We start from the raw sequence: 19,975 nt of genomic DNA on the forward strand, positions 1-19,975 counted from the left end.
ACTTCTTTACCCTGGGTTCGGAACCGGACCTTAGCAACTTAGCTGAACGAGGGTCCGATTACGGGTGCGGGCGGCGACCCTCGTAACGACCGAGACGGGCGCTAAGCCGTCGCCCGGGCCTCGCACGGGCGAACGTCTGCTTTCTGCCGATGCGGGCCCGAAAGCCGCCGTTCCGCTTCCCACCAAGCCTAGCCGCTGCGCGCGTTTCCGTTCCGGCCCGTTCCCGCCTCACGCTACGTTGGCTTGGGCGTGGGCACTCGATTAGTCTGTATTGGACGGAATGAGGAAAGTGGCGATGGCGGGCACTCGTACGTCTTCGAAGCAGGATCGCAGCGTAACGCCCACACTATTGCGGGCACTGTTCTCACGATCTGCGTGATACCCCAGCTCGCGACGATAAGAAGTTCATAGGACATCGTTAGGGGCCTCCAACTCGGACATAAAGGCGAGCACCTTGGAGACCGTGCACGCTCTCGGTTCGCGGCCATTACGCAGGTCGAACACAAACTTTGGGTCACCCAGACAGGCCCGTCCGAAGCTGGCTGGACTGGTATGGGTAAGTTTCAGGTGGTGTTCGATTTTCCGCAACAGCATCGTGTTTCCTCGACTCGATGGCAGGAAACTCCCCGCTGAAATCCTACTTGTAAAGGTTTTTTCCTTTTGGTAGAGGAAGGCATGAGCGCTGAAGATCCACGAAGTTTCCTTGCCCAGCTAATCGCAGAACGGCGGGAAGACCTCGCGGCTCTCTCAAGATTGCTGGGTCGCAATCCTGCGTACGTCCAGCAATTCATCAAACGCGGCACGCCAAGACGGTTGGCCGAACGCGATCGCAAGACCCTGGCGCGATATTTCAACGTAGACGAACAACTGCTCGGTGGCCCACCGTCACCGATATCACCCGACGGACTGATCCCTATCCCCCGTTTGGCAATCGGTGCTTCAGCCGGCTTTGGAGCTCATAATGATGGCGAACGCGCCGTGGCCCAGCTGGGCTTCAGCAAGGAATGGCTGCGCCAACTGACAAATGCGAAGCAGGACGATCTGTCGATCATCAAGGTCGTTGGTGACTCGATGTTTCCGACGCTGGCTGATGGCGATGACATTCTGGTCGAGCGGAGTCTGCCTGGTCATTCGCTGCACGACGGCATTTACGTTCTTCGCCGGGACGACACGCTGATGGTGAAGCGGATCACGGTGAACCCGTCCGGCGGCTCCCTGACAGTTGCTAGCGACAATAAGAGCTATGCGACCTGGAGCGATTGCTCTCCGAGCGAGATCGACCTGGTCGGTCGGGTCGTTTGGGCAGGCCGACGCATTCGCTAAGGAAGGTTGGGCGCGTAAGTTCCTTGTAACCGATTGCCCATAAAGACGGGCAACCCCAATCCGCATCATGTTCGATAAGGCCACTCGATGTCGATCCTACTCGCCCTTCTGATCGCTTCGTCGCCCATCTTCGGAATTGGGGCGGGCGGTGACGGAGACTCTTTCCAAGTGAATGGCCAACGCATCCGTCTCTTTGGCATCGACGCGCCCGAATTTGATCAGACGTGTCAAAGGGCCGGCGGCGACTGGCAGTGCGGCCAGGCCGCCGCGGAGGCACTTTCAAGGCTCGTCGTTGGAAAGGACGTCCGGTGTGTGGCGGCGGGAACCGACCAGTACGATCGGATTCTGGCTCGGTGCACCGTAGGTCAAGTCGACGTGAACCGTTTCATGGTTGCGAACGGCCTCGCAGTGGCATTCCGCCGCTATTCTAATGACTACGTCAGTGCGGAGGAAACAGCGAAGGCCGCTCGGCGCGGCATCTGGGCTGGCACTTTTACAATGCCAAGCGAAGTTCGCGCAGCTGACCGGGCATCACGCCCAGCAGTATCAAGCGGCCGGCACGCCGGTCGGCCGAAGCCGGTGATCAGGAGCACAGCGAAAGCCAGCGAGAATAACTACGGCTGCCGGATCAAGGGAAATCGGAATCGTCGCGGTCAGTGGATCTACCACGTTCCCGGAATGCCTTATTATGATCGTACACGTGCCGAAGATATCTTCTGTAGCGAAGCTGACGCTCGAGCGGCCGGATACCGACGAGCCATTGTAAACTGACCCGCCCGCGATTGATGTTTGTGCGGATCCGCCGGCGACTTCTGGCCGTTAGCGGACAGTCTGCTTTTCGCGGTCCAAGTACGACGACAAGCAGTGGTTGGTCCGCTTCACGCTGCGGGGCCCGAAGTAAATGGTCGCAAGTAAACTGCAGGCGCGCAGAGGATTTCAATCAAGAGGGGTCAAATGCATGCAACCGGCCAAGCTCAAATTGACGCTGCGAAATTTGACGGCAGATGAGCCGCTGCCATGCGCCAGCGAGCCAAGCGGGTTGCGCTTGACGAAAACCCTAAGGCCGCAGCGTTCTTCGTGACGCTCAAAGGCGCTAACCGATACGCGATCATTTACCGGATAGGCGCGGTGAAAAGGCCAGAGACTCGAGCGCGAAAAATTGCCGATTTTATTGCAATGCTCGAGCGAGGGCAGACGGTGCACGACTGAATATGGCCGTAGGCGAAAGAAAGCTGCGTCAGTCGAAGCAGCTGTAGGACGAGACGGCGTTCACTGGCAAACGATTGCAAGTCTCTAAGCAGCGGGATTGTATTTCAGAGCAACGCCCCTGCCGAAGACCTTGAGGTATCCAATGCCTTTAGACTGACAGCCGATACAGGGTCCGTCTTCGGGAATAGCGGCGCGAGCGCCAATGTTCTTCAGAATGACACGGCCACCATTCGAGTGACACAAGTCAAGTCGAAGCCCGGCGCCCCTCTCGTTCTGCTTTGACGCGCTAGTAGCGGCGGCGATGGATATCGATGTCGCGAATGAAACCGCGATAATCTACGTCGCATTTAAACGAGAGATCGGCGAGCGGAGCATAGCCGTATCGATGCCCGCGGTAGCGACCATACCCGTACGGTTCGTAATTCCAACCGCTGGTTGCAATGCCGCGAACTCTCAAAGTCGTCGCTGAGCGCTGCTCCACCCGCGTGATGCCCAAGATTCGAGCACTACGGTCTCCGTATCCGTAACCGTATCCGCCATACCCGCCGTAGCTGTCGTAGTGGGCGCCATATTGGTAGCTCAGCCGCCGCTGAACAACCGCTATGCAGCGATTTACCGCCGCTTGCGGGTGCGCCGTGCCATAGTAGCCGTAGCCGAAATACCCGTAGGGATTTAGGATCGACCGTAGCACTTGGCTAACCGCGTTGGGCGCATAGCCGTAGTTCCCGTAATTGGGGTGATATTGTGCAGAGGCCGGGACCGCGGCGGCAAACGATGCAGTTAAAGCCGCGCCGACCCACAAGTTCGCTACAGCCTTCATGGCCTATCTCCTTCGAGCATATCTCGAGCTCGCAGGGCGGACGAGCCCGGGAGCGAAATGTAGGATTAGCAACGTTGAATTAGCCTGAACGCGGCGGTCTAGCACCGTTCAGCAAACGACTTGGCCAATGGATCGAAAGCAGACCCCAGCCGCTAATGTCCGGAACGGGTCGGAATCGGACCTTAGCTACTTAGCTGAACGAAGGTCCGCATGCGGGTGCCAACGCCGGCACTCTGAACGGCGGAGATCGGCGCTAAGCAGACCTCAGCGGCTCAGCTGCACCGAAATTTCCCGATGGTCTGAGTACCCAGCAGATTTCATGCCGGGTGCGCCATTTCCATTTAGCGCAAAAGCCGGGAGTCACTGCTGCATCCGGCTGCCATTGGCAGGCCTTGAAACCGCCGCAAGCCGTGGAGCGCGGACCTCAGTCATGTTCGTCAGCTGAAACGGCCGCAGGGCGGATAACAACCCGAAACTGCCCCTGCCACAGAGGCAGGAGCAATCCCGAGAAACGGCGTCAGACGGCTGAGGTCGTCTTCGACCTGGAAGCGCTGTGTCCGCCGGAGCGATACAGGATGTCCTGCGCCGTTTCGGAGCTGACACCCGCGTCGCTGGTGTCCACCGACACGAACACGCCGCCGGATTTGATCCGCTCTTCATAATAGGTGGCATCTTCTTCGTTGACGCCATGCTTCGTCAGCAAGCCAGTCAGACCACCCGTCAGTGCACCGACTCCGGCGCCGATCGCGGCCGCTTCGGGTACGGCCGACGCAGCAATGGCGCCCGCGGCCGCCAGGGGTCCGACGCCGGGAATTGCAAGGGCAGCGATCCCCAGCAGCGCGCCCACGCCGCCGCCGGCCAGCGCGCCCTTGAGGAGACCCTCGCCCTTCTCCTTGGCCTCGACCGTGTCGGCATCGCCATACTCGCCCGCACCGGTGTCATTCCTTTGTGCAATCACGGACAAGGCGCTGTCGCGCACACCCGCCTGCCGCAGCTCGCGGACGGCCGCCTCTGCTTCCGAGTGGCTGTCGAAGACGGCCGATACGATGGACTGGTTCATTGTGTTCTCCTGGGGTCGGGGGTTGCGCGTTGTCTAACAAAGAAGCGAGGCGCGACGTTTCCCGCCCCGTCCTGTTCGATCTTGTGAGCAGGCTTCGGGCCATCAGCGAGCGAGTTAGCGGGGCCGAGCTTATCCAGCGTTGCTCGCCGAGTTCCGGATCTTGGCAGCAACCTCATCCGCGGCGGTATGGTGCACCATGTGGCCTGCACCCTCGATCATGGTCAGCCGGCCTTTGGCAAGATCCTCGTTCAACCTGCCTGACTGCTTCGAAGGTGTGACTACATGATCGCCACTTCCCGAGATGATCGTAACCGGCATCTGGAGCTCCGCCAGGCGCGGCGCCATCGACGCTGCCGCCGGCACCATGATCGCTGCGTCGGCTGCGGCGGCCCTGATCTGCGAGGGCCGCAGCGTCATCTTGAACGGAAAGTCCTCCCGCCACCCCTCTGACACCGGGGCAGGACCAAACATTTGCTTTTCCATCAGGTCCTGCGAAGCGGCGGCCACCAGCGGCGACACCGTGAAGCGAAGCACGTCGCCGATGATCGGGATGGCGGGAGGAGCGGCAACCAGAGCGTCGACGCGAGCCGATGGGTAGTAATAGCCGCTAATTAGCACCAGCGAGGAGGCGACCTCGGGATGGTCCAGGCCGAGCGCCACCGCCACCATTGTGCCAAAGCTGTGACCAACGATGGTCGCGTCCCTGGCACCCAGCTTAGCGATTGCGGAGGCAAGGACTCGGGCTTGGGCGGCGGGGGTCCAGACCACGCTGCGCGGACGCTCGCTGTGTCCGAAACCAGGCCGGTCGAAGGCGATCACTCGGTGGGTTTCAGCAAGGCGCCCGAAGACTCCGGACGCAATCCAATCCTGGATCATCGTGCCGTTGCCATGAAGAAGAACAATAACCGGGCCCGTGCCCTTCTCAAGGTAATGCAGGCGCACTCCGTCGACTTCGATGAACTCGCCAATGGGAGGATTGCTCGCCTCCGCACGCCGCGTCTTTGCCGCGTTGAAGGCCACAACCCCCAGGGCCGCCGCGCCAACTCCGGCTCCGAGACCCCATTTCCAGAGCGACGAGTCCTTGCCGGATGAGCGGGAGGAAGACCCGCTTCGGGCAGATTTGTTGATGGTGGTGGGCAAGGGAATTACTCTCGGTCAAGGGAACGGAGCTCGGCCCCGATGGAGCAAAAGAAACGTGCTGCAGTGCACAAAAGTTGCACGACACGGTCGGCGGGCCCTCACCCCCCTACCCCCGCGGCACTGAGCATGCCGCTAGCGAAACCACGAGTCGGCTCGGGATGCTCTGGCGTTTGGTCGAACCGTCCTACTCACCGCATCCTGCCAGCCGGACAGGACCGCTTCCCGCTTGTCCGCCGGCATCTGGGGAGGGAAGCGGTCCTTTGCCGACCAAGTGCGCGAAACGTCATCCAGACCGCTCCATACGCCGGTTGCGAGGCCGGCTAGAAAGGCGGCGCCAAGCGTGGTCGTTTCCAGATTGCGCGGGCGTTCAACCGTGACCTGAAGGATGTCGGCAAGGAACTGACAAAGCCAGCCGTTCGCGGCCATTCCACCATCGATCCGCAGCGTGGACGGTGTGGCGCTGCCGTCTGCGACCATCGCCTCCAGCAGATCGTGAGTCTGGTAGGCGACCGCCTCCAGTGCCGCCCGGGCCAGGTGGGCACCGGTTGCATCGAGCGTGAGACCGTGGATCGAGGCGCGCGCGTCCGGGTCCCAATGTGGCGCCCCCAGCCCGACAAAAGCCGGAACCATGTACACTCCGTGACCCTCGGGCACTTGGGTCGCCAGGCTGTCCGTTGCCGAGGCTTGGGCAATCACGCCTAGTCCGTCGCGAAGCCACTTGATGGCCGCCCCGGCGACGAAGATCGAGCCTTCGACGGCGTATGTGATCCGTCCGTGCAATCGGTACGCCGGGGTCGTGAGCATGCGGTGAGCGGACGCGACCGCCTTTTCGCCGGTATTGAGCAGCATGAAGCAGCCGGTGCCGTAGGTCGACTTGGCCGTGCCAGGCTCAAAGCAGGCCTGACCGATCAGCGCGGCCTGCTGGTCTCCGGCCATGCCCCCGATCGGAACCTGCCGCTCGAGGAGCCCAGGCGCGGTAAGACCGAAGATGCGGCTGTTGTCCTTTACGTCGGGAAGGACCGCTTCGGGCACCCTCAGAATTCGGCACAGATCGGCGTCCCAGCGCTGCGCATGGATATCGTAAAGCATGGTCCGCGCGGCGTTGGTCACGTCGGTCGCATGAACCTGTCCCCCGGTCAGCCGCCAGAGCAGGAAACTGTCGACGGTTCCGAACGCCAGCTCGCCACGCTCGGCGCGGGCCCGGGCTCCAGGGACATGGTCGAGCAGCCAGGCAAGCTTGGTCGCGGAGAAATAAGGATCCAGCAGCAACCCCGTCTTGGCGCGGACTGCGTCCTCGGCGCCCTCCGCCCGCAGTGTCTCGCAGAACTCCGCAGTTCGACGGTCCTGCCAGACGATCGCTCGATGGACGGGCTCGCCCGTCTCGCGATCCCACAGCAGCGTCGTCTCGCGCTGATTGGCTATTCCGATAGCGGCGACGCCCCGGTAAGGGATGCCGGCCGTCGCAAGCGCTTCCCGCATGACGGCGAGCGTGTCGCGCCAGATGTCTTCTGGGTCATGCTCGACCCACCCGGACCGGGGATAATGCTGCGTCAGCTCACGCTGAGCCAGCGCAATGACGCGCGCTTCCCTGTCGATGAGCATCGCGCGGGTCGAGGTCGTGCCTTGGTCGATGGCCAGGACGTGGTCAGCTGTCATGGTTTGCCGCAGCCTCCGCCTTATAGTGCCATGCCTGGTGTCGGGTCTGCAGATAGGCTTGCAGCCGCTCGCCAGCCCTCGGCCCCGAATGAAGTCCAAGCTTGGACCGGCGGACCAGGATGTCCTCGGCGGTCCGGGCCCATTCGTGCGTCACGAGATAATCCACCTCCCGCCTGGTCAGACCGGCACCGAAAAGCTCGCCCAGGTCCGCCATCTCACGCGCATCGCCCAGCAGCTGACGCGCCCGGCTGCCGTAGCTTCGCGCCACACGATGCAGCAGATCCGCGGGAAGATGAGGATAGGTGGTAGCAAGGCCAGCCAAGAAATCTTCGAAGCTGCCGCCAAGCTCGCCCCCCGGCAACGGCGCGGCGGCCGTCCAGGGGCGGGAGCCCTTGGGAAGGAAGCCGGACAGTTTCGACAGGGCCTGCTCGGCGAGCCGGCGGTAGGTCGTGATCTTGCCGCCGAAGATGCTGAGAAGCGGCGGCCCATCGTCATCCAGGTCGAGCACATAGTCGCGGGTCATGGTCGAGACATTGGCGGCATTATCGCCCCACAGCGGACGAATGCCCGAGTAGCTCCAGCGGATGTCGACCGGTTCCACCGCCTGGCTGAAGGTGCGGCGAACGCTCCCAAGCAGATAGGCGATCTCCGCTGGGTCGATCCGGGCTTGCCCCGCTGCCTGGGTCCAGTCGGCTTCCGTCGTTCCGACCAGCGTGAACTCACGCTCATAAGGGATTGCAAATACGACGCGCCCATCCGGGTTCTGGATGAGGTACGCTTGCTCGCCTTCGAACAAGGACGGCAGGACGATGTGACTGCCCTTGACGAGCCGTACGGGCCGCCGGCTCTTCGCGACGTCTATCCGGGCGAACAACTCGCCGACCCAAGGGCCTGCGGCATTGATCAGGGTGCGGGCACGAACCGTCTGCTCGCCCGTGGTATCACGGAGCGTCGCTTGCCACGAGCCGCCGTCGCGCCATGCACGGACGAACTCCGTGCGCGTTTGAATGTCGGCTCCCCGCTCCGCCGCATCCACGGCGTTGAGCACCACGAGCCGGCTGTCGTCTACCCAGCAGTCTGCATAGACGAATGCTTTCCCGCGCGGAACGCGCAGCCCCGCCCCGAAGGGATGGTTGGCCAAGTACACTGTGCGCGTCGCGGGCAGGACTTTGCGCCCGCCGATGTGGTCGTACAGGAAGAGGCCCAGGCGCACGAGCCAGGACGCGCGACGCGATCCGGCCTGCGGAATGACAAACTGCAACGGCCGGATGATGTGCGGAGCGATGCTGAGCAGCCGGTCGCGCTCGATTAACGATTTGCGGACAAGCCCGAACTCGTAATGCTCCAAGTACCGCAGCCCGCCGTGGATGAGCTTCGTGCTGGCGGACGAGGTATGGGCGGCGAGATCGTCCTTCTCGACGAGCAAGACCTTCAGTCCTCGGCCCGCCGCGTCCCGCGCGATCCCCACGCCATTGATCCCGCCGCCGACGACGAGCAGGTCGAAGACTGGGGCCAATGGGGGTGTCATCCGGTCGGAGTTGTAACTGCACACGAAGCGCTTGCCCATCAACGACGCAAGCTGTGCGCAACCTGCGCCATCCCGGCCTTCCCAACCGGTCAGCGCCGGTAACAACGCGTTCAACGAAGTTGACATCCGATAGCTATTGGAGGCAGGCCCGCCTCCGGCTGCCGTGACTGCTTTTTTCCGTCAACGGAACGGCCCTTTGACCCGGATTTCACCAATCGCGAGGCGCACCCGATTTGTTTTTGCCCCGGTCCATGCGGAATAGCCCCACGGTTCAGGCCGCGCTAGGCTCCTGCCGTCGCCACTTCACTTACGCCGGCATCTTCAGCGCCGGGCTGAACCTGCTGTTCGTCGCGCCGATGCTGTACATGCTGCAGGTGTACGACCGAGTGGTCCCGACGCAGGGCAAGACGACCCTTCTGTTCCTGACTCTGGTCCTGGTGCTGTCGCTGGCGACGCTCGCCGCGCTGGACACGATTCGCACTCGCCTGCTGGTGCGCGCCGGGGCCTGCCTGGACAACAGCATGGGCACGCGGATCATGCGCGCTACTTTCCTCGTCGGCGACTCTCGCCCGCGGCTCGCCCGGCAGGCGCTGCGCGAATTCGACCAGATGCGCCAGGTGCTGACCGGGCCCGCGATGCTGGGTGTCCTCGACGCGCCGTGGGTACCGGTCTACGTGCTGCTCGCCTTCCTGATCCATCCCTGGATCGGCATCCTGACGGTCGTCGGAGCGGCGATCATCACCTTCCTGGCGTGGCGCAACGAGCGCGCGACCCATGCGCCGCTGCAGGAAGCCAATGCTGCCGCCGCTCGCACCTATGCGGAATATGACACCGCCGTTGCCGCGTCCGACGTCGTTCGCGCCCTCGGGCTGCGCGAAGCTCTGGTCAACGGCCAGGCGGTCGACCGGCAGCGGACCCTTGCGCTGCAGACGGGCGCCGGAGTGGCCTCGGCCCGGCTGGCCTCCGAATCCAAGTTCGTCCGGCTGTTGCTGCAATCGCTCGCGCTCGGCCTCGGTGCCCTCCTCGCGATCAATGCTTCGGTCAGTGTCGGGGCGATCTTCGCTGCGACTTTCATCGTCGGCCGCGCGCTCGCCCCGATCGACCAGCTGGTCGGCGGCTGGCGCTCAATCATCCGCGCACGCGACGCGATCGCCGTGCTCGACGACCTGTTCGCGGCCGCTCCCCCCGAAACCCCGCGCACCCGCCTGCCGGCACCCAACGGGCGGCTGGATGTGCAGGGGGTCGGCGTTGCAGGGTCGGACAAGCGGGCGATCCTCGCGAACATCACGTTCAGCGTTCCGCCAGGGCAGGTGATCGCCATCGTGGGCCCCAGCGGCGCCGGCAAGTCCACCCTGGTTCGAGTGATCGCGGGGGCATTGCAGCCGACAGTTGGCGATGTCCGGTTCGATGGGGCCGAGCAGCGCGACTGGGATCCCGAGCAGCTGGCCGAGCATATCGGCTTCATGCCGCAGGAAACCGTGCTTCTCGCCGGCACGATCCGGGACAACATCTCCCGTTTTTGCGGTTGGGAAGGCGAACCCTCCGACCGGATCGACGAGGAAGTGATCGCCGCCGCCAGGATGGCCGGCGCCCACGAGATGATCCTCGCCTTTCCGGGCGGCTACGACCATGTGCTCCAGCTTGGCGGCCGCGGACTCTCGGCCGGCCAGGCGCAGAGGATCGCGCTGGCGCGCGCCCTGTTCCGCTCGCCCCGCTACATCATCCTCGACGAGCCCAACGCCAGCCTCGACGCCGAAGGCGACACGCAGCTGATCCACACGCTCGAGCAACTGAAGGCCGCCGGCAAGACCATGCTGGTCGTCGCTCATCGGCTGAGTGTCCTGCCCGTCGTCGACCAGCTGCTGGTCATCCGCGACGGCCGCCTGGCAACCATGGGTCCGCGCGACGAGGTGCTGCGCCAGATCGCTCCGCAGGCACCGCGAGTCACCGGCCAGAGGGTTACCCCATGAACATGCTGCAACTCGGCGGATCGTCCGGCCTGCCCGCGCGGGGCATTGCACTGCCCCCATCGGACATCCTGGGCCCCGGCGCCGATCCCAGCCGCGACATCCGCAAGGGACTGATCATCCTTGGGCTGTTCTTCGGCCTGTTCCTCGGCTGGGCGGCGCTTGCTCCGCTCGATGCGGCCGCCATGGCGCCAGGGCGCCTAGTGGTCTCCGGCCAGCGGCAGACGGTGCAGCACCCGACCGGCGGCGTGGTCGCGCAGATCTTCGTCAAGGAAGGCGCCAAGGTCCGCCGCGGCGACGTGCTGATCCAGCTTGCGGCCGCCGAAACCCGCGGCCAGGAGCGGGCGCTTGCCGGCCAGGCCATCTCCCTTCTCGCGCAGCGGGCGCGGCTTCAGGCCGAACAGATGGGCCAGCGCACCATTGTGCCTCCCCCGGAGTTCGCAGGCTTGACCGGACAGAACGCGGTCGACGCCCAGCGCGCGACGGCCATTCAGGCGAGCCAGCTGCGCACCCGCCTTGCCACGCTGTCCGCGCAGACCCGGGTTCTCGGCCAGCAGGAATCGCAGGCCTACAGCCAGGGCAGCGGGTACAACCAGAACGCGGCCGCCATCCAGCAGCAGATCCGCAGCCTGGAGGAGGAGCTCAACAGCCTGCGCGAAGTCGCCGAGAAGGGCTTCGTATCGAAAAGCCGCGTCCGCGCCCTGGAACGCGCTCGCGCCGACCTCCAGGGCCAGCTTGCGCAGAATCGCGCAACTGTGGCGACCAGCTCCAGCCAGGCGGGGCAAAGCCGGCTGCAGATGTTGGAAGCCCGCAACACCTATCAGGAGCGGGTCGCGTCCGAATTGCGCGACATCAACAATGCTTTGGCCGACACCTTGCCCAAGTGGGAAGCCGCGCGCGACCAGCTCAACCGGTCGGCGATCCGTGCCCCGGCGACCGGAACGGTGGTCGGCCTGACCGTGTTCACCCCCGGTGGTGTGATCGGGGCAGGCGAGAAGCTGATGGACATCGTCCCCGATCGCACCCCGCTGACGATCGAAGCACGCATCAACCCCAATGATGCCGACGACCTGCGACCCGGCCAGCCGGCGTTCGTTCGCTTCTTCACCCTTCACGAGCGCTCGCTGCCTGCGTTGAACGGCCAGGTGACCCGAGTCTCCGCCGACGCCTTCAACGACGAGCGGACCGGCGAATCGTATTACACCGCAGCACTTCAGGTCCCGTTGGCCGAACTGCAGCGGATCGAAGAATTGCGCGGCCCCGCGGCGCTCAAGGCCGGCATGCCGGTCAGCGTCGAGATTCCCCTGCGCAAGCGGACCGCGCTGCAATATGCCTTCGAACCGTTGACCAGCGCCTGGGACCGCGCCTTCACGGAGCATTAGGCGGCGGCGGGTTCGTTCCCACGCCGCGTCATCCACGTGAATGATTCAACCCGGGGTGGACCCTGCCCGCCCTCGCTGGAATCACGAGCGCCAAGCTCCCGAATCGTCCTTCCCGCCGCGATCGGCTCCGGACGACCAAGGGTGCTTTCCAGGCAAGAGGAACCCGGGTCTCCCGGGCGACGAAAGGGTGATCATGGCGACCAGCGCAGGCGACGTTCTTTCCCGCATCAAGGACGAGGAGATCGAGTGGGTCGACCTTCGCTTCACCGATCCCAGGGGCAAGTGGCAGCACCTGACCATGGCCTCCGGAGTGATCGACGAGGACATGCTGGAAGACGGGTTCATGTTCGACGGCTCTTCGATCGCCGGGTGGAAGGCGATCAACGAAAGCGACATGATCCTGAAGCCGGACCTCGACGCCATCTACGTCGATCCGTTCAGCGCGACGCCGATGATGATCCTGGTCTGCAACGTCGTCGAGCCGTCCACCGGCGAGCTGTACGCCCGCGACCCTCGCTCCACCGCTACCCGCGCCGAAGCTTACCTGAAGTCGACCGGCATCGGCGACACCGTCTATGTCGGCCCGGAAGCCGAATTCTTCATGTTCGACGATGTCCGCTTCGAGGACAGTTACGCGACCAGCTATTACAAGCTCGACGACATCGAGCTGCCCGGCAACACCGGGCGCGAATATGAAGGCGGCAACCTCGCGCATCGCCCGCGCGCCAAAGGCGGTTACTTTCCCGTGGCCCCGGTGGACAGCGCCGTCGACATCCGCGGCGAGATGGTTTCCACCATGCTCGAGATGGGCCTGCCGTGCGACAAGCACCACCACGAGGTCGCCCCCGCGCAGCACGAACTCGGCCTTACCTACGGCACCCTCGTCGAGACTGCCGACCGGATGCAGGTCTACAAATATGTCGTCCACATGGTGGCGCATGCTTACGGCAAGACCGCGACCTTCATGCCCAAGCCGATCGCCAAGGATAACGGCTCGGGCATGCACACCCACTTCTCGCTATGGTCCGGCGGCAAGCCCCTGTTCGCGGGGAACGGCTACGCTGGCCTGTCCGATACCGCGCTCTACTTCATCGGCGGTGTGATCAAGCATGCCCGGGCGCTCAACGCCTTCACCAATCCGACCACCAACAGCTACAAGCGCCTGGTCCCCGGCTTCGAAGCGCCTGTGCTGCTGGCCTACTCCAGTCGCAACCGCTCGGCCTCCTGCCGCATTCCCTACGGCACGGGCGAAAAGTCGAAGCGGGTCGAGTTCCGCTTTCCCGACGCGATGGCCAACCCTTATCTCGCCTACGCTGCAATCATGATGGCCGGCCTCGACGGCATCCAGAACCGCCTCCATCCGGGCGAGGCGATGGACAAGAACCTCTACGACCTCCCGCCGCAGGAACTGGTCAACGTCCCCACGGTCTGCGGTTCGCTCCGGGAAGCCCTCAACGCCCTGCAGAACGACCGCGCCTTCCTGACCATGGGCGACGTGTTCAGCGACGACCAGATCGACGCCTACATTGAACTCAAGTGGGAAGAAGTCATGCGGTGGGAGACGACCCCGAGCCCGGTCGAGTTCGACATGTATTACTCGATGTAGCCGAGCGGCCCGAGACCCGCACGAAACCTTAACCCATCGCGTCTTAGAGTCCCGCCGGGCTCGTGCGCGAGGGGTGGATATGAACAAGTTCCGGTCAAGGCTGATGTCGGGCGCTCCGCTCCGCGATCCGCTGCTTCGGCAGAAGGAAGTGCGGGAGCCCGGCGAAACCAGCGACAGCCTGGACCGGGTCGTGATCCCGCGGGAAGAAGTTCGCCGGGTCGATCATCGCGACGACGATCGTCACCGCCTGTCGAGCGAAATGGCGACCGCTTGCTGGAACGGCGAGTGGCACGAAGTCGCCCTGGTCAATCTCTCCGGCGGCGGCGCGATGATCTCCGCCTCTTTCCGCCCGCAACTGTGGGACCTCGTCGAGCTCCAGCTTGGTGATTGCGGCGTCCTGGAAGCCGCGGTGCGGTGGCTCCGCGACGACCGCATCGGTCTGGAGTTCGCCCACGAAACGCGGATCGACGTCGACCCTGCCGTTCGTGACGAACTGCTGCGCGGCGTTCTGGCCCGGAGCTTCCCCGACGTGGCGATCACGCTGGGCGAGCGAGAGCCGCCGCTGCCCAAGGCGAGCGAGTTCGAATCTGTGCAGCCGGTGGATGAAGACAGCCGCCGCGCCACTCTCCGCCACCCGATGATCTGGACCGGCCACGTCCACTACAACCATGACAGCCATCCGGTTCGCTTGCGCAACATCTCGGCATCGGGAGCGATGATCGAAGGGGCCGGATCCCTGCCGGTGGAGGCCGAGCTGCTGCTGGATCTCGGCGAAGCGGGCACTCCGTTCGCGATCGTCCACTGGTCGCATGGCGACCAGGCCGGGCTCCGGTTCAAGGACGGCTTCGATGTCAGCGCGCTTGTCCGCACCCGACCGCAAGTGGCTTCCGCGCTTTGGGCGCAGCCGGAATATCGGCAGGAAAGCGCGGTTGGGTCACCGTGGGCCGACGAGTGGGGCCGGCTTTCGCTGTCCGACCTCAAGGCCGAACTCGAAGGCTATCTCAAGCGCTAGCGGCGGTTCCGTCCCGTGCCCGGGCGGCGGCTCCGGCACCGTAAATGGCGTAAAGCCCCAGCCCGATCAGCTGCGCGACCAGGAAGAACAATTGCGTCTGCGTCGGCAGGCTGGCGAACAGGTACAGGCAGCCGCCGATCCCGCCCAGGCCGACCAGCCACGGCAATGGAGCGCGGAAGCGCCGCTCCGCACCCGGCGCGCGGCGGCGCATCACCAGCATTGCGGCGCACACCGCCACGAATGCGGCCAACGTCCCGGCATTGGCCAGCGCCGCAATGTCCGCCAACGGGAAGATGCCCGCCACGACCGACATCAGCACCGCGGTGAAGACCGTGATCCGCACCGGCGTTCCGCGCGCCGACACGCGGGCGAGCGACTGCGGCAGCAGGCCGTCGCGAGCCACCGTGAAGAAGATGCGGCTCTGCCCGTAGAAAAAGGCTAGGATCACGGTTGGCAGCGCAATCACCGCCGACGCGCCGAGCAGCCGTGCCGCCCAACCCTGCCCGATGTCGCGAAGGATCAGTGCCAGCGGCTCCGCGCTGTCAGCGAAGCGGGTATAGCTGATCGCTCCGATCGCCGCCGCTGCGACCGCCATGTAGATCAGCACGCACAGCAGCATCGATCCGACAATTCCGATCGCCAGGTCACGCCCCGGGTTCTTGGCCTCCTCCGCGGCCGTGGCAATGGCGTCGAACCCGTAAAAGGCGAAGAAGATGATCGCCGCAGCGGCCATCACGCCCACCTCGCTCCCCGACGGCCCCGAGCGGCCGAAGCCATAGGGCATGAACGGCTCAAAATTCGCCGCGTCGAACACCGGCAATGCAACCGCGATGAACAGCGCCAGCGCGGCCAGCTTCACCAGCACCAGCAGCCCGTTGAGCGTCGCGCTCTCACGAGTCCCGGCGATCAGCAGCCCCGCCACGACCCAGATAATGAAGATCGCCGGCAGGTTGATGATCCCGCCAAGCTCCGGCCCTTGCACCAGCGCCGAGGGCAGCGCCAATCCGACCGATTGCATGAAGCCCGCGGCATAGCCCGACCAGCCGACCGCGACGGCACTCACCACCAAGCTATATTCCAGGATGAGCGCGACGCCGATCATCCATGCGACCAGCTCCCCGAACACGACATAGCTGTAGGTGTAGGCCGATCCCGACGTCGGAATCATCGTCGCAACCTCGGCATAGGCCAGCGCGGCGCAGGCGCAGATCACTCCGGCAATGGCGAACGACAGGATCACCGCCGGTCCGGCCTTGCCCGCGCCGACGCCGATCAGCGTCAGAATGCCCGTGCCGACGATGGCCCCGACGCCAAGCGCGATCAGGTGCGGCCAAGACAGTGACTGGGTCAGCCGATGATGTTCCGGCATCTCCTCGCGCGAGACGACCGCTTTCCTGACATTCCAATTCTTCATCGCCACTGCCCCCGTCGCCCGGCCGGGAGCCGGGGTCCACCTGTTCTTTCAGCGCCGTTGGAAAGAAAGGCCGATCCCGGGTCAAGCCCGGTCGCCTGATTCCTCACGAATATCTCCACCGGTCGCAAGGCGAGTCCGCGGCTCCTTGCGGCTCCTTCGCCCAAGCTCCTACTATCAATTGCGTCGCTGAAGAGCTCGCTATGTCGGGCTTCCGCTAGCCGTTGCCCTGTCGGACCATTTCGAGGTTACGGGGCTGGACATCGATCCGACTGGATCCGGTCCTGTCCGGAGGCCGAGGTCCTGTCATTGTGGTACGTCGGCGAGCTGCCCTTCTATCGCTACCGCCACGTCGTGAAGCCGGCCTCTCGGGCTGGGCGCAGGTCAACCAGGGCCATGTCGCTGAGGTCGAGGACGTTCGTCGCAAACTGCAGTTCGACTTCTACTACATCAAACACTTTTCGCCCTGGCTCGACCTGCTGATCCTGTAAGACCGCGCGCACCATGGTGAACGGCTTCGGCGCGCGCTAAAGGCGCCGCCATGACCCACGACATCCACATCGTCGGCGGCGGCCTCGCTGGCTCCGAGGCCGCATGGCAGCTGGCAGAGGCCGGGCTCACCGTCCACCTGTCCGAGATGCGCGGCGGGGGCCACTGCACCCCGGCGCACGAAACCGACCGCCTGGCCGAGATGGTCTGCTCCAATAGTTTCCGCTCGGACGACGCCGACAACAACGCCGTCGGACTGCTCCACCAGGAGATGCGCACGCTCGGCTCGTTGATCATGGCCTGCGCGGACCAGCACCGCGTCCCCGCCGGGTCGGCGCTGGCGGTCGACCGCGAAGCCTTTGCCTCCGAGGTCAGTGCCCGCATCGGTGCTCACCCAAACATCTTGGTCGTGCGCGAGCGGATCGACTCCCTTCCCGATCACCCGGCGATCATCGCCACCGGTCCGCTCACCGGCTCCGCCCTCGCCCAGGCAATCGCCGCGGAAACCGGGTCGGACGCGCTGGCCTTCTTCGATGCCATTGCGCCGATCGTCCACCGCGACAGCATCGACATGGACATCTGCTGGATGGCAGCGAGGTGGGACAAGGGCGGCAAGGACTACATCAACTGCCCGCTCGACAAGGACCAGTATCATGCCTTCGTCGCCGCGTTGAACGAGGGCGAGAAGACGCCCTTCAAGGATTGGGAGCAGGACACACCCTATTTCGAGGGCTGCATGCCGATCGAGGTGATGGCCGAACGTGGCCCCGAGACCCTGCGCTTCGGGCCGATGAAGGGAGTCGGCCTGGACGACCCGCGCACCGGCCGCTGGCCCTATGCCGTGGTCCAGCTCCGCCAGGACAACGCCCTCGGCACCTTGTGGAACATGGTCGGCTTTCAAACCAAGCTGAAGCATGGCGAGCAGGTCCGCATCTTCCGCACCATCCCGGGTCTGGAGAATGCCGAATTCGCGCGGCTCGGCGGCATCCACCGCAACAGCTTCATCCGCTCGCCCGAACTGCTCGACGGCCAGCTGCGCCTGAAGTCCCGGCCAAACATCCGCTTCGCCGGGCAAATCACCGGCTGCGAGGGCTATGTGGAAAGCGCTGCGATCGGACTTGTCGCCGCCCGCTTCGCCGCTGCCGAGTACCGCGGCGCTGTCCTTCCCGCGCCTCCGGTCGAAACAGCGCTCGGCGCACTGCTCGGTCACATCACCGGCGGCGCCGCAGCCGAGACCTATCAGCCGATGAACGTCAACTTCGGCCTGATGCCCCCTATCCCCGGCCGCACGAAAAAGGCCGACCGTAAGAGGATGTACACCGACCGTGCCCGGCAGGCCTTCGGCAACTGGCTGGCAATCGCGACGCCGAACAGCCAGACTGAGCCCGCCTGACAACGGGGGAAGGTGCGCATGGCGCGCGGGTTCTTCAGCAAGCTCCTGGGAAGTGGGCGAAGCACCCTTGCCTTGCGCCATGATCGCCTGGCGGACTCTGCCTCAGCGGCGGACCGCCTGATCGGATGTGCTCACCAGATGCTGCCTCGTGCTCGGCTGATCATGTTCGACCGAGGCTGGGCGGAACATGGCAATTACACCAGCTTCGTTCGAATGAACGGGCTTGAGGACAGCTATCCGGGCATGCTTCAGGTCTGGCTCGATGCGCATCCCGAGGCGGCCGTGCCCGCCTTCGCGAGCTCAGCGCGCGGCGCGGCCTAGCCCGCCTCGGGACCCGTCAGCGCTCCTGCGTCACCGACTGCGTCAGCGCTCGCATGATGTTGCGCGTCGGCTCCGGCACCGCCCGGCGCAGGGCGCGCTCGACCTCCACTTCCCCGATGAACTCGCTATTCTCAAGGCGAAGGTAGGACATCGACCAGTCGGGGAATGCCCGCTCGGCGATCACCTTCTGCTCGCGGACGAACATGTTCCAGTGCCGAGAGTCATTAGACAGGCGCTCGTACATGTCGTTCACCGCCTGCTCGCTTCCTTCCAGCAGCTGGAAAAACGCACTGCCATTGAAGATGAGCACGCCCGTCAGACCCTCGAGGGGATTGTTGGTGCGGGCCGACCGAAGGATGGCTTCGATATCGCCATCACCGATGCCGGGTTTGGCCCAGCTGGTGTAGGTCAACGCCTTGAGTTCCATGACGTCAAACTAGCCGACGGGCGTCCGCATGCAAGGCCTCAGCAGGAACAGGCGGCCTTGCGTTTGGCCGGCCCGGGCGCGGCCGTCGCGAATTCCACCGCGGTCAGCCATCCGGACCGGTCGCGGTCGGCGCCGGCGAACTTGTCCACCGTCTTGACCCCCACTCCTCGAAGCTCAGCGCTCCGTTGCCGTTCTTGTCCAGCTTGGCGAAGGCCTTGCGACGCGGCTCAACAATTCTTCGCAAGTGATCTTGCCGTCATCATCCTTGTCGGCACGGGCGAAGCGTTTCTCATCGCGCGACTTGGCGCTGGCGGTCGGCGGTCGGCGCGGCTCCAGCGGCGCCAGCGCGTCCTGTGGCCCGGCAAGAACGGGCGCCTCTGGCAATTGGGTCTCGGCAGGCGCCCGCCTCTGCCACAGCAGGAAAGCACCCGTCATCATCAGGAAACAGGCCGCCACCCCGGCGAAGAAGCGCCACATGCGCAACTCCCCATTTTGTACAGGATTCGGCGCGCGCTTCTTCCGACCTGGCCTGTGGCTTGTCAACGACCAGTGAGGCGGTGACGCAACAAAGTCCACGCCCGGCCGGGGGTGGCTTCCGGTTCTATCGTAGCGCCGAGATCGCGGCGGGCGAGCGCGGCCAGCCCCGTCAACGGACGCAGCGCGCGCGGCATCTTCGGGAAGTGGCTCGGCACGTCCAGACCGGCCGGTGAACGGCCGCGCCGCAGCAGCTGGCTCGCCACATACAGTCGTCCAGCCGCGGCAAGTCCGGGGCTCTCATCGCCGCCGAGCAGGCGGGCGCCAAGTCCGAACAGCACCGCGCCGCGCTCCAGCACCGCCTGAGGATCGGGCTGTTCCGACAGAAGCGCCGCCCAACCCTCTTCCAACCTGCCCAGTTCGACACCTTTGACCCCCCGCGGCAGAACCTCGCCCGCGGCCGCCCGAAGCCGGGGTTCCGCCGGCGCCGATTGAGAGTCGAGCTTCTCCAGCGCCTCACGCCACCAGGCCAGCTTGATCGCTGCCAGCGCCGGCTGCGAGGCGCCTGCCATCACCTCGGCCATCGCGTCCTCTATCGCGAACAAGGCGTCGAACGCTGGCCGCAGGTCGGGCGGCCAGTAAAGGCGAACAAGATCGCGGTCTTTGGTTGGCTGAGCCACGCCCTGACCCGTTCCTTTCGAGCGAGGTCGAGACACGTCTCTCTTCAGCAGCAGAACGTCTCCCGACACACGGGAGG

19 protein-coding genes are annotated in these 19,975 nt (G+C 64.7%); 10 read left to right on the forward strand and 9 right to left on the reverse strand.

The features are described from left to right. The first annotated feature begins 675 nt into the window (after positions 1 to 675). From ACFQPG_RS10570 to ACFQPG_RS10580, 3 genes are all read left to right on the forward strand, one after another. The gene (locus tag ACFQPG_RS10570) at positions 676 to 1,323 is read left to right on the forward strand and encodes a helix-turn-helix transcriptional regulator (protein ID WP_380812827.1); all 648 of its coding nucleotides are present in this window, start codon (positions 676 to 678) and stop codon (positions 1,321 to 1,323) included. Between the two features lie 87 nt (positions 1,324 to 1,410). Continuing rightward, positions 1,411 to 2,094, forward strand: coding sequence for a thermonuclease family protein (locus ACFQPG_RS10575; protein ID WP_380812830.1), 684 nt, complete (start codon positions 1,411 to 1,413; stop codon positions 2,092 to 2,094). Positions 2,095 to 2,340: 246 nt separating this feature from the next. Continuing rightward, a complete protein-coding gene (locus tag ACFQPG_RS10580) occupies positions 2,341 to 2,532 on the forward strand; it encodes a YdeI family protein (RefSeq protein ID WP_380812833.1) in 192 nt (63 codons plus the stop codon). 286 nt (positions 2,533 to 2,818) lie between these two features. Here ACFQPG_RS10580 and ACFQPG_RS10585 read toward each other — a convergent pair whose 3' ends face one another. From ACFQPG_RS10585 to ACFQPG_RS10605, 5 genes are all read right to left on the reverse strand, one after another. Beyond that, complete coding sequence (locus ACFQPG_RS10585; protein ID WP_380812836.1) at positions 2,819 to 3,352, reverse strand: hypothetical protein; 534 nt, start codon at positions 3,350 to 3,352, stop codon at positions 2,819 to 2,821. Between the two features lie 517 nt (positions 3,353 to 3,869). After that, the gene (locus tag ACFQPG_RS10590; RefSeq protein ID WP_380812839.1) at positions 3,870 to 4,412 is read right to left on the reverse strand and encodes a hypothetical protein; all 543 of its coding nucleotides are present in this window, start codon (positions 4,410 to 4,412) and stop codon (positions 3,870 to 3,872) included. A 129-nt stretch (positions 4,413 to 4,541) separates the two neighbouring features. Then, positions 4,542 to 5,552 (reverse strand): alpha/beta fold hydrolase, encoded by a 1,011-nt coding sequence (locus tag ACFQPG_RS10595; RefSeq protein WP_380812841.1) that lies wholly within the window; start codon positions 5,550 to 5,552, stop codon positions 4,542 to 4,544. 132 nt (positions 5,553 to 5,684) lie between these two features. Beyond that, on the reverse strand, positions 5,685 to 7,208 hold the full coding sequence (glpK, locus tag ACFQPG_RS10600) for a glycerol kinase GlpK (RefSeq protein WP_380812843.1): 1,524 nt from the start codon (positions 7,206 to 7,208) through the stop codon (positions 5,685 to 5,687). Beyond that, positions 7,198 to 8,775 (reverse strand): glycerol-3-phosphate dehydrogenase, encoded by a 1,578-nt coding sequence (locus ACFQPG_RS10605; RefSeq protein ID WP_380812846.1) that lies wholly within the window; start codon positions 8,773 to 8,775, stop codon positions 7,198 to 7,200. The genes glpK and ACFQPG_RS10605 overlap by 11 nt, the downstream gene beginning before the upstream one ends. 212 nt (positions 8,776 to 8,987) lie before the next feature. On the opposite strand from ACFQPG_RS10605, the gene ACFQPG_RS10610 reads away from it, so the two are divergent. The 4 genes from ACFQPG_RS10610 (at position 8,988) to ACFQPG_RS10625 (ending at position 14,703) form a co-directional block, all read left to right on the forward strand. After that, on the forward strand, positions 8,988 to 10,706 hold the full coding sequence (locus tag ACFQPG_RS10610; protein WP_380812847.1) for a type I secretion system permease/ATPase: 1,719 nt from the start codon (positions 8,988 to 8,990) through the stop codon (positions 10,704 to 10,706). Further along, a complete protein-coding gene (locus ACFQPG_RS10615) occupies positions 10,703 to 12,085 on the forward strand; it encodes an HlyD family type I secretion periplasmic adaptor subunit (RefSeq protein ID WP_380812850.1) in 1,383 nt (460 codons plus the stop codon). Before ACFQPG_RS10610 ends, ACFQPG_RS10615 begins: the two co-directional genes overlap by 4 nt. 193 nt (positions 12,086 to 12,278) lie before the next feature. Further along, a complete protein-coding gene (gene glnA / locus ACFQPG_RS10620) occupies positions 12,279 to 13,691 on the forward strand; it encodes a type I glutamate--ammonia ligase (protein WP_380812852.1) in 1,413 nt (470 codons plus the stop codon). Positions 13,692 to 13,770: 79 nt separating this feature from the next. Next, complete coding sequence (locus ACFQPG_RS10625; RefSeq protein ID WP_380812855.1) at positions 13,771 to 14,703, forward strand: PilZ domain-containing protein; 933 nt, start codon at positions 13,771 to 13,773, stop codon at positions 14,701 to 14,703. Here the strand turns inward: ACFQPG_RS10625 and ACFQPG_RS10630 are convergent. Further along, the gene (locus ACFQPG_RS10630; protein ID WP_380812857.1) at positions 14,693 to 16,117 is read right to left on the reverse strand and encodes an amino acid permease; all 1,425 of its coding nucleotides are present in this window, start codon (positions 16,115 to 16,117) and stop codon (positions 14,693 to 14,695) included. The genes ACFQPG_RS10625 and ACFQPG_RS10630 overlap by 11 nt on opposite strands. Before the next feature lie 308 nt (positions 16,118 to 16,425). Between ACFQPG_RS10630 and ACFQPG_RS10635 the strand changes: the two genes are divergently transcribed. Genes ACFQPG_RS10635 through ACFQPG_RS10645 form a run of 3 tightly spaced genes read left to right on the forward strand, consistent with a single transcriptional unit; the run spans position 16,426 to position 18,317 of the window. Next, positions 16,426 to 16,605, forward strand: coding sequence for a sugar transferase (locus ACFQPG_RS10635; RefSeq protein WP_380812860.1), 180 nt, complete (start codon positions 16,426 to 16,428; stop codon positions 16,603 to 16,605). Positions 16,606 to 16,655: 50 nt separating this feature from the next. After that, complete coding sequence (gene trmFO, locus ACFQPG_RS10640; RefSeq protein ID WP_380812863.1) at positions 16,656 to 17,996, forward strand: methylenetetrahydrofolate--tRNA-(uracil(54)-C(5))-methyltransferase (FADH(2)-oxidizing) TrmFO; 1,341 nt, start codon at positions 16,656 to 16,658, stop codon at positions 17,994 to 17,996. 18 nt (positions 17,997 to 18,014) lie between these two features. Then, complete coding sequence (locus ACFQPG_RS10645) at positions 18,015 to 18,317, forward strand: hypothetical protein (protein WP_380812866.1); 303 nt, start codon at positions 18,015 to 18,017, stop codon at positions 18,315 to 18,317. 16 nt (positions 18,318 to 18,333) lie between these two features. Here ACFQPG_RS10645 and ACFQPG_RS10650 read toward each other — a convergent pair whose 3' ends face one another. The 3 genes from ACFQPG_RS10650 to ACFQPG_RS10660 form a co-directional block, all read right to left on the reverse strand. Continuing rightward, complete coding sequence (locus tag ACFQPG_RS10650) at positions 18,334 to 18,744, reverse strand: BLUF domain-containing protein (RefSeq protein WP_380812868.1); 411 nt, start codon at positions 18,742 to 18,744, stop codon at positions 18,334 to 18,336. 174 nt (positions 18,745 to 18,918) lie between these two features. Then, the gene (locus tag ACFQPG_RS10655) at positions 18,919 to 19,221 is read right to left on the reverse strand and encodes a hypothetical protein (RefSeq protein ID WP_380812870.1); all 303 of its coding nucleotides are present in this window, start codon (positions 19,219 to 19,221) and stop codon (positions 18,919 to 18,921) included. Between the two features lie 62 nt (positions 19,222 to 19,283). Beyond that, positions 19,284 to 19,898, reverse strand: a complete 615-nt coding sequence (locus ACFQPG_RS10660) for a hypothetical protein (protein WP_380812873.1) — start codon at positions 19,896 to 19,898, stop codon at positions 19,284 to 19,286. Between the last annotated feature and the right edge of the window lie 77 nt (positions 19,899 to 19,975).

The organism is Sphingomonas sp. GCM10030256, from assembly GCF_042666415.1.
Lineage (GTDB): Bacteria > Pseudomonadota > Alphaproteobacteria > Sphingomonadales > Sphingomonadaceae > Sphingomicrobium.

Coding starts and splice junctions, on each gene's coding strand:
- ACFQPG_RS10570 (WP_380812827.1), top strand. CDS start 676: ATGAGCGCTGAAGATCCACGAAGTTTCCTTGCCCAGCTAATCGCAGAA.
- ACFQPG_RS10575 (WP_380812830.1), top strand. CDS start 1,411: ATGTCGATCCTACTCGCCCTTCTGATCGCTTCGTCGCCCATCTTCGGA.
- ACFQPG_RS10580 (WP_380812833.1), top strand. CDS start 2,341: ATGCGCCAGCGAGCCAAGCGGGTTGCGCTTGACGAAAACCCTAAGGCC.
- ACFQPG_RS10585 (WP_380812836.1), bottom strand. CDS start 3,352: ATGAAGGCTGTAGCGAACTTGTGGGTCGGCGCGGCTTTAACTGCATCG.
- ACFQPG_RS10590 (WP_380812839.1), bottom strand. CDS start 4,412: ATGAACCAGTCCATCGTATCGGCCGTCTTCGACAGCCACTCGGAAGCA.
- glpK (WP_380812843.1), bottom strand. CDS start 7,208: ATGACAGCTGACCACGTCCTGGCCATCGACCAAGGCACGACCTCGACC.
- ACFQPG_RS10605 (WP_380812846.1), bottom strand. CDS start 8,775: ATGGGCAAGCGCTTCGTGTGCAGTTACAACTCCGACCGGATGACACCC.
- ACFQPG_RS10610 (WP_380812847.1), top strand. CDS start 8,988: ATGCGGAATAGCCCCACGGTTCAGGCCGCGCTAGGCTCCTGCCGTCGC.
- ACFQPG_RS10615 (WP_380812850.1), top strand. CDS start 10,703: ATGAACATGCTGCAACTCGGCGGATCGTCCGGCCTGCCCGCGCGGGGC.
- glnA (WP_380812852.1), top strand. CDS start 12,279: ATGGCGACCAGCGCAGGCGACGTTCTTTCCCGCATCAAGGACGAGGAG.
- ACFQPG_RS10625 (WP_380812855.1), top strand. CDS start 13,771: ATGAACAAGTTCCGGTCAAGGCTGATGTCGGGCGCTCCGCTCCGCGAT.
- ACFQPG_RS10630 (WP_380812857.1), bottom strand. CDS start 16,117: ATGAAGAATTGGAATGTCAGGAAAGCGGTCGTCTCGCGCGAGGAGATG.
- trmFO (WP_380812863.1), top strand. CDS start 16,656: ATGACCCACGACATCCACATCGTCGGCGGCGGCCTCGCTGGCTCCGAG.
- ACFQPG_RS10645 (WP_380812866.1), top strand. CDS start 18,015: ATGGCGCGCGGGTTCTTCAGCAAGCTCCTGGGAAGTGGGCGAAGCACC.
- ACFQPG_RS10650 (WP_380812868.1), bottom strand. CDS start 18,744: ATGGAACTCAAGGCGTTGACCTACACCAGCTGGGCCAAACCCGGCATC.
- ACFQPG_RS10655 (WP_380812870.1), bottom strand. CDS start 19,221: ATGTGGCGCTTCTTCGCCGGGGTGGCGGCCTGTTTCCTGATGATGACG.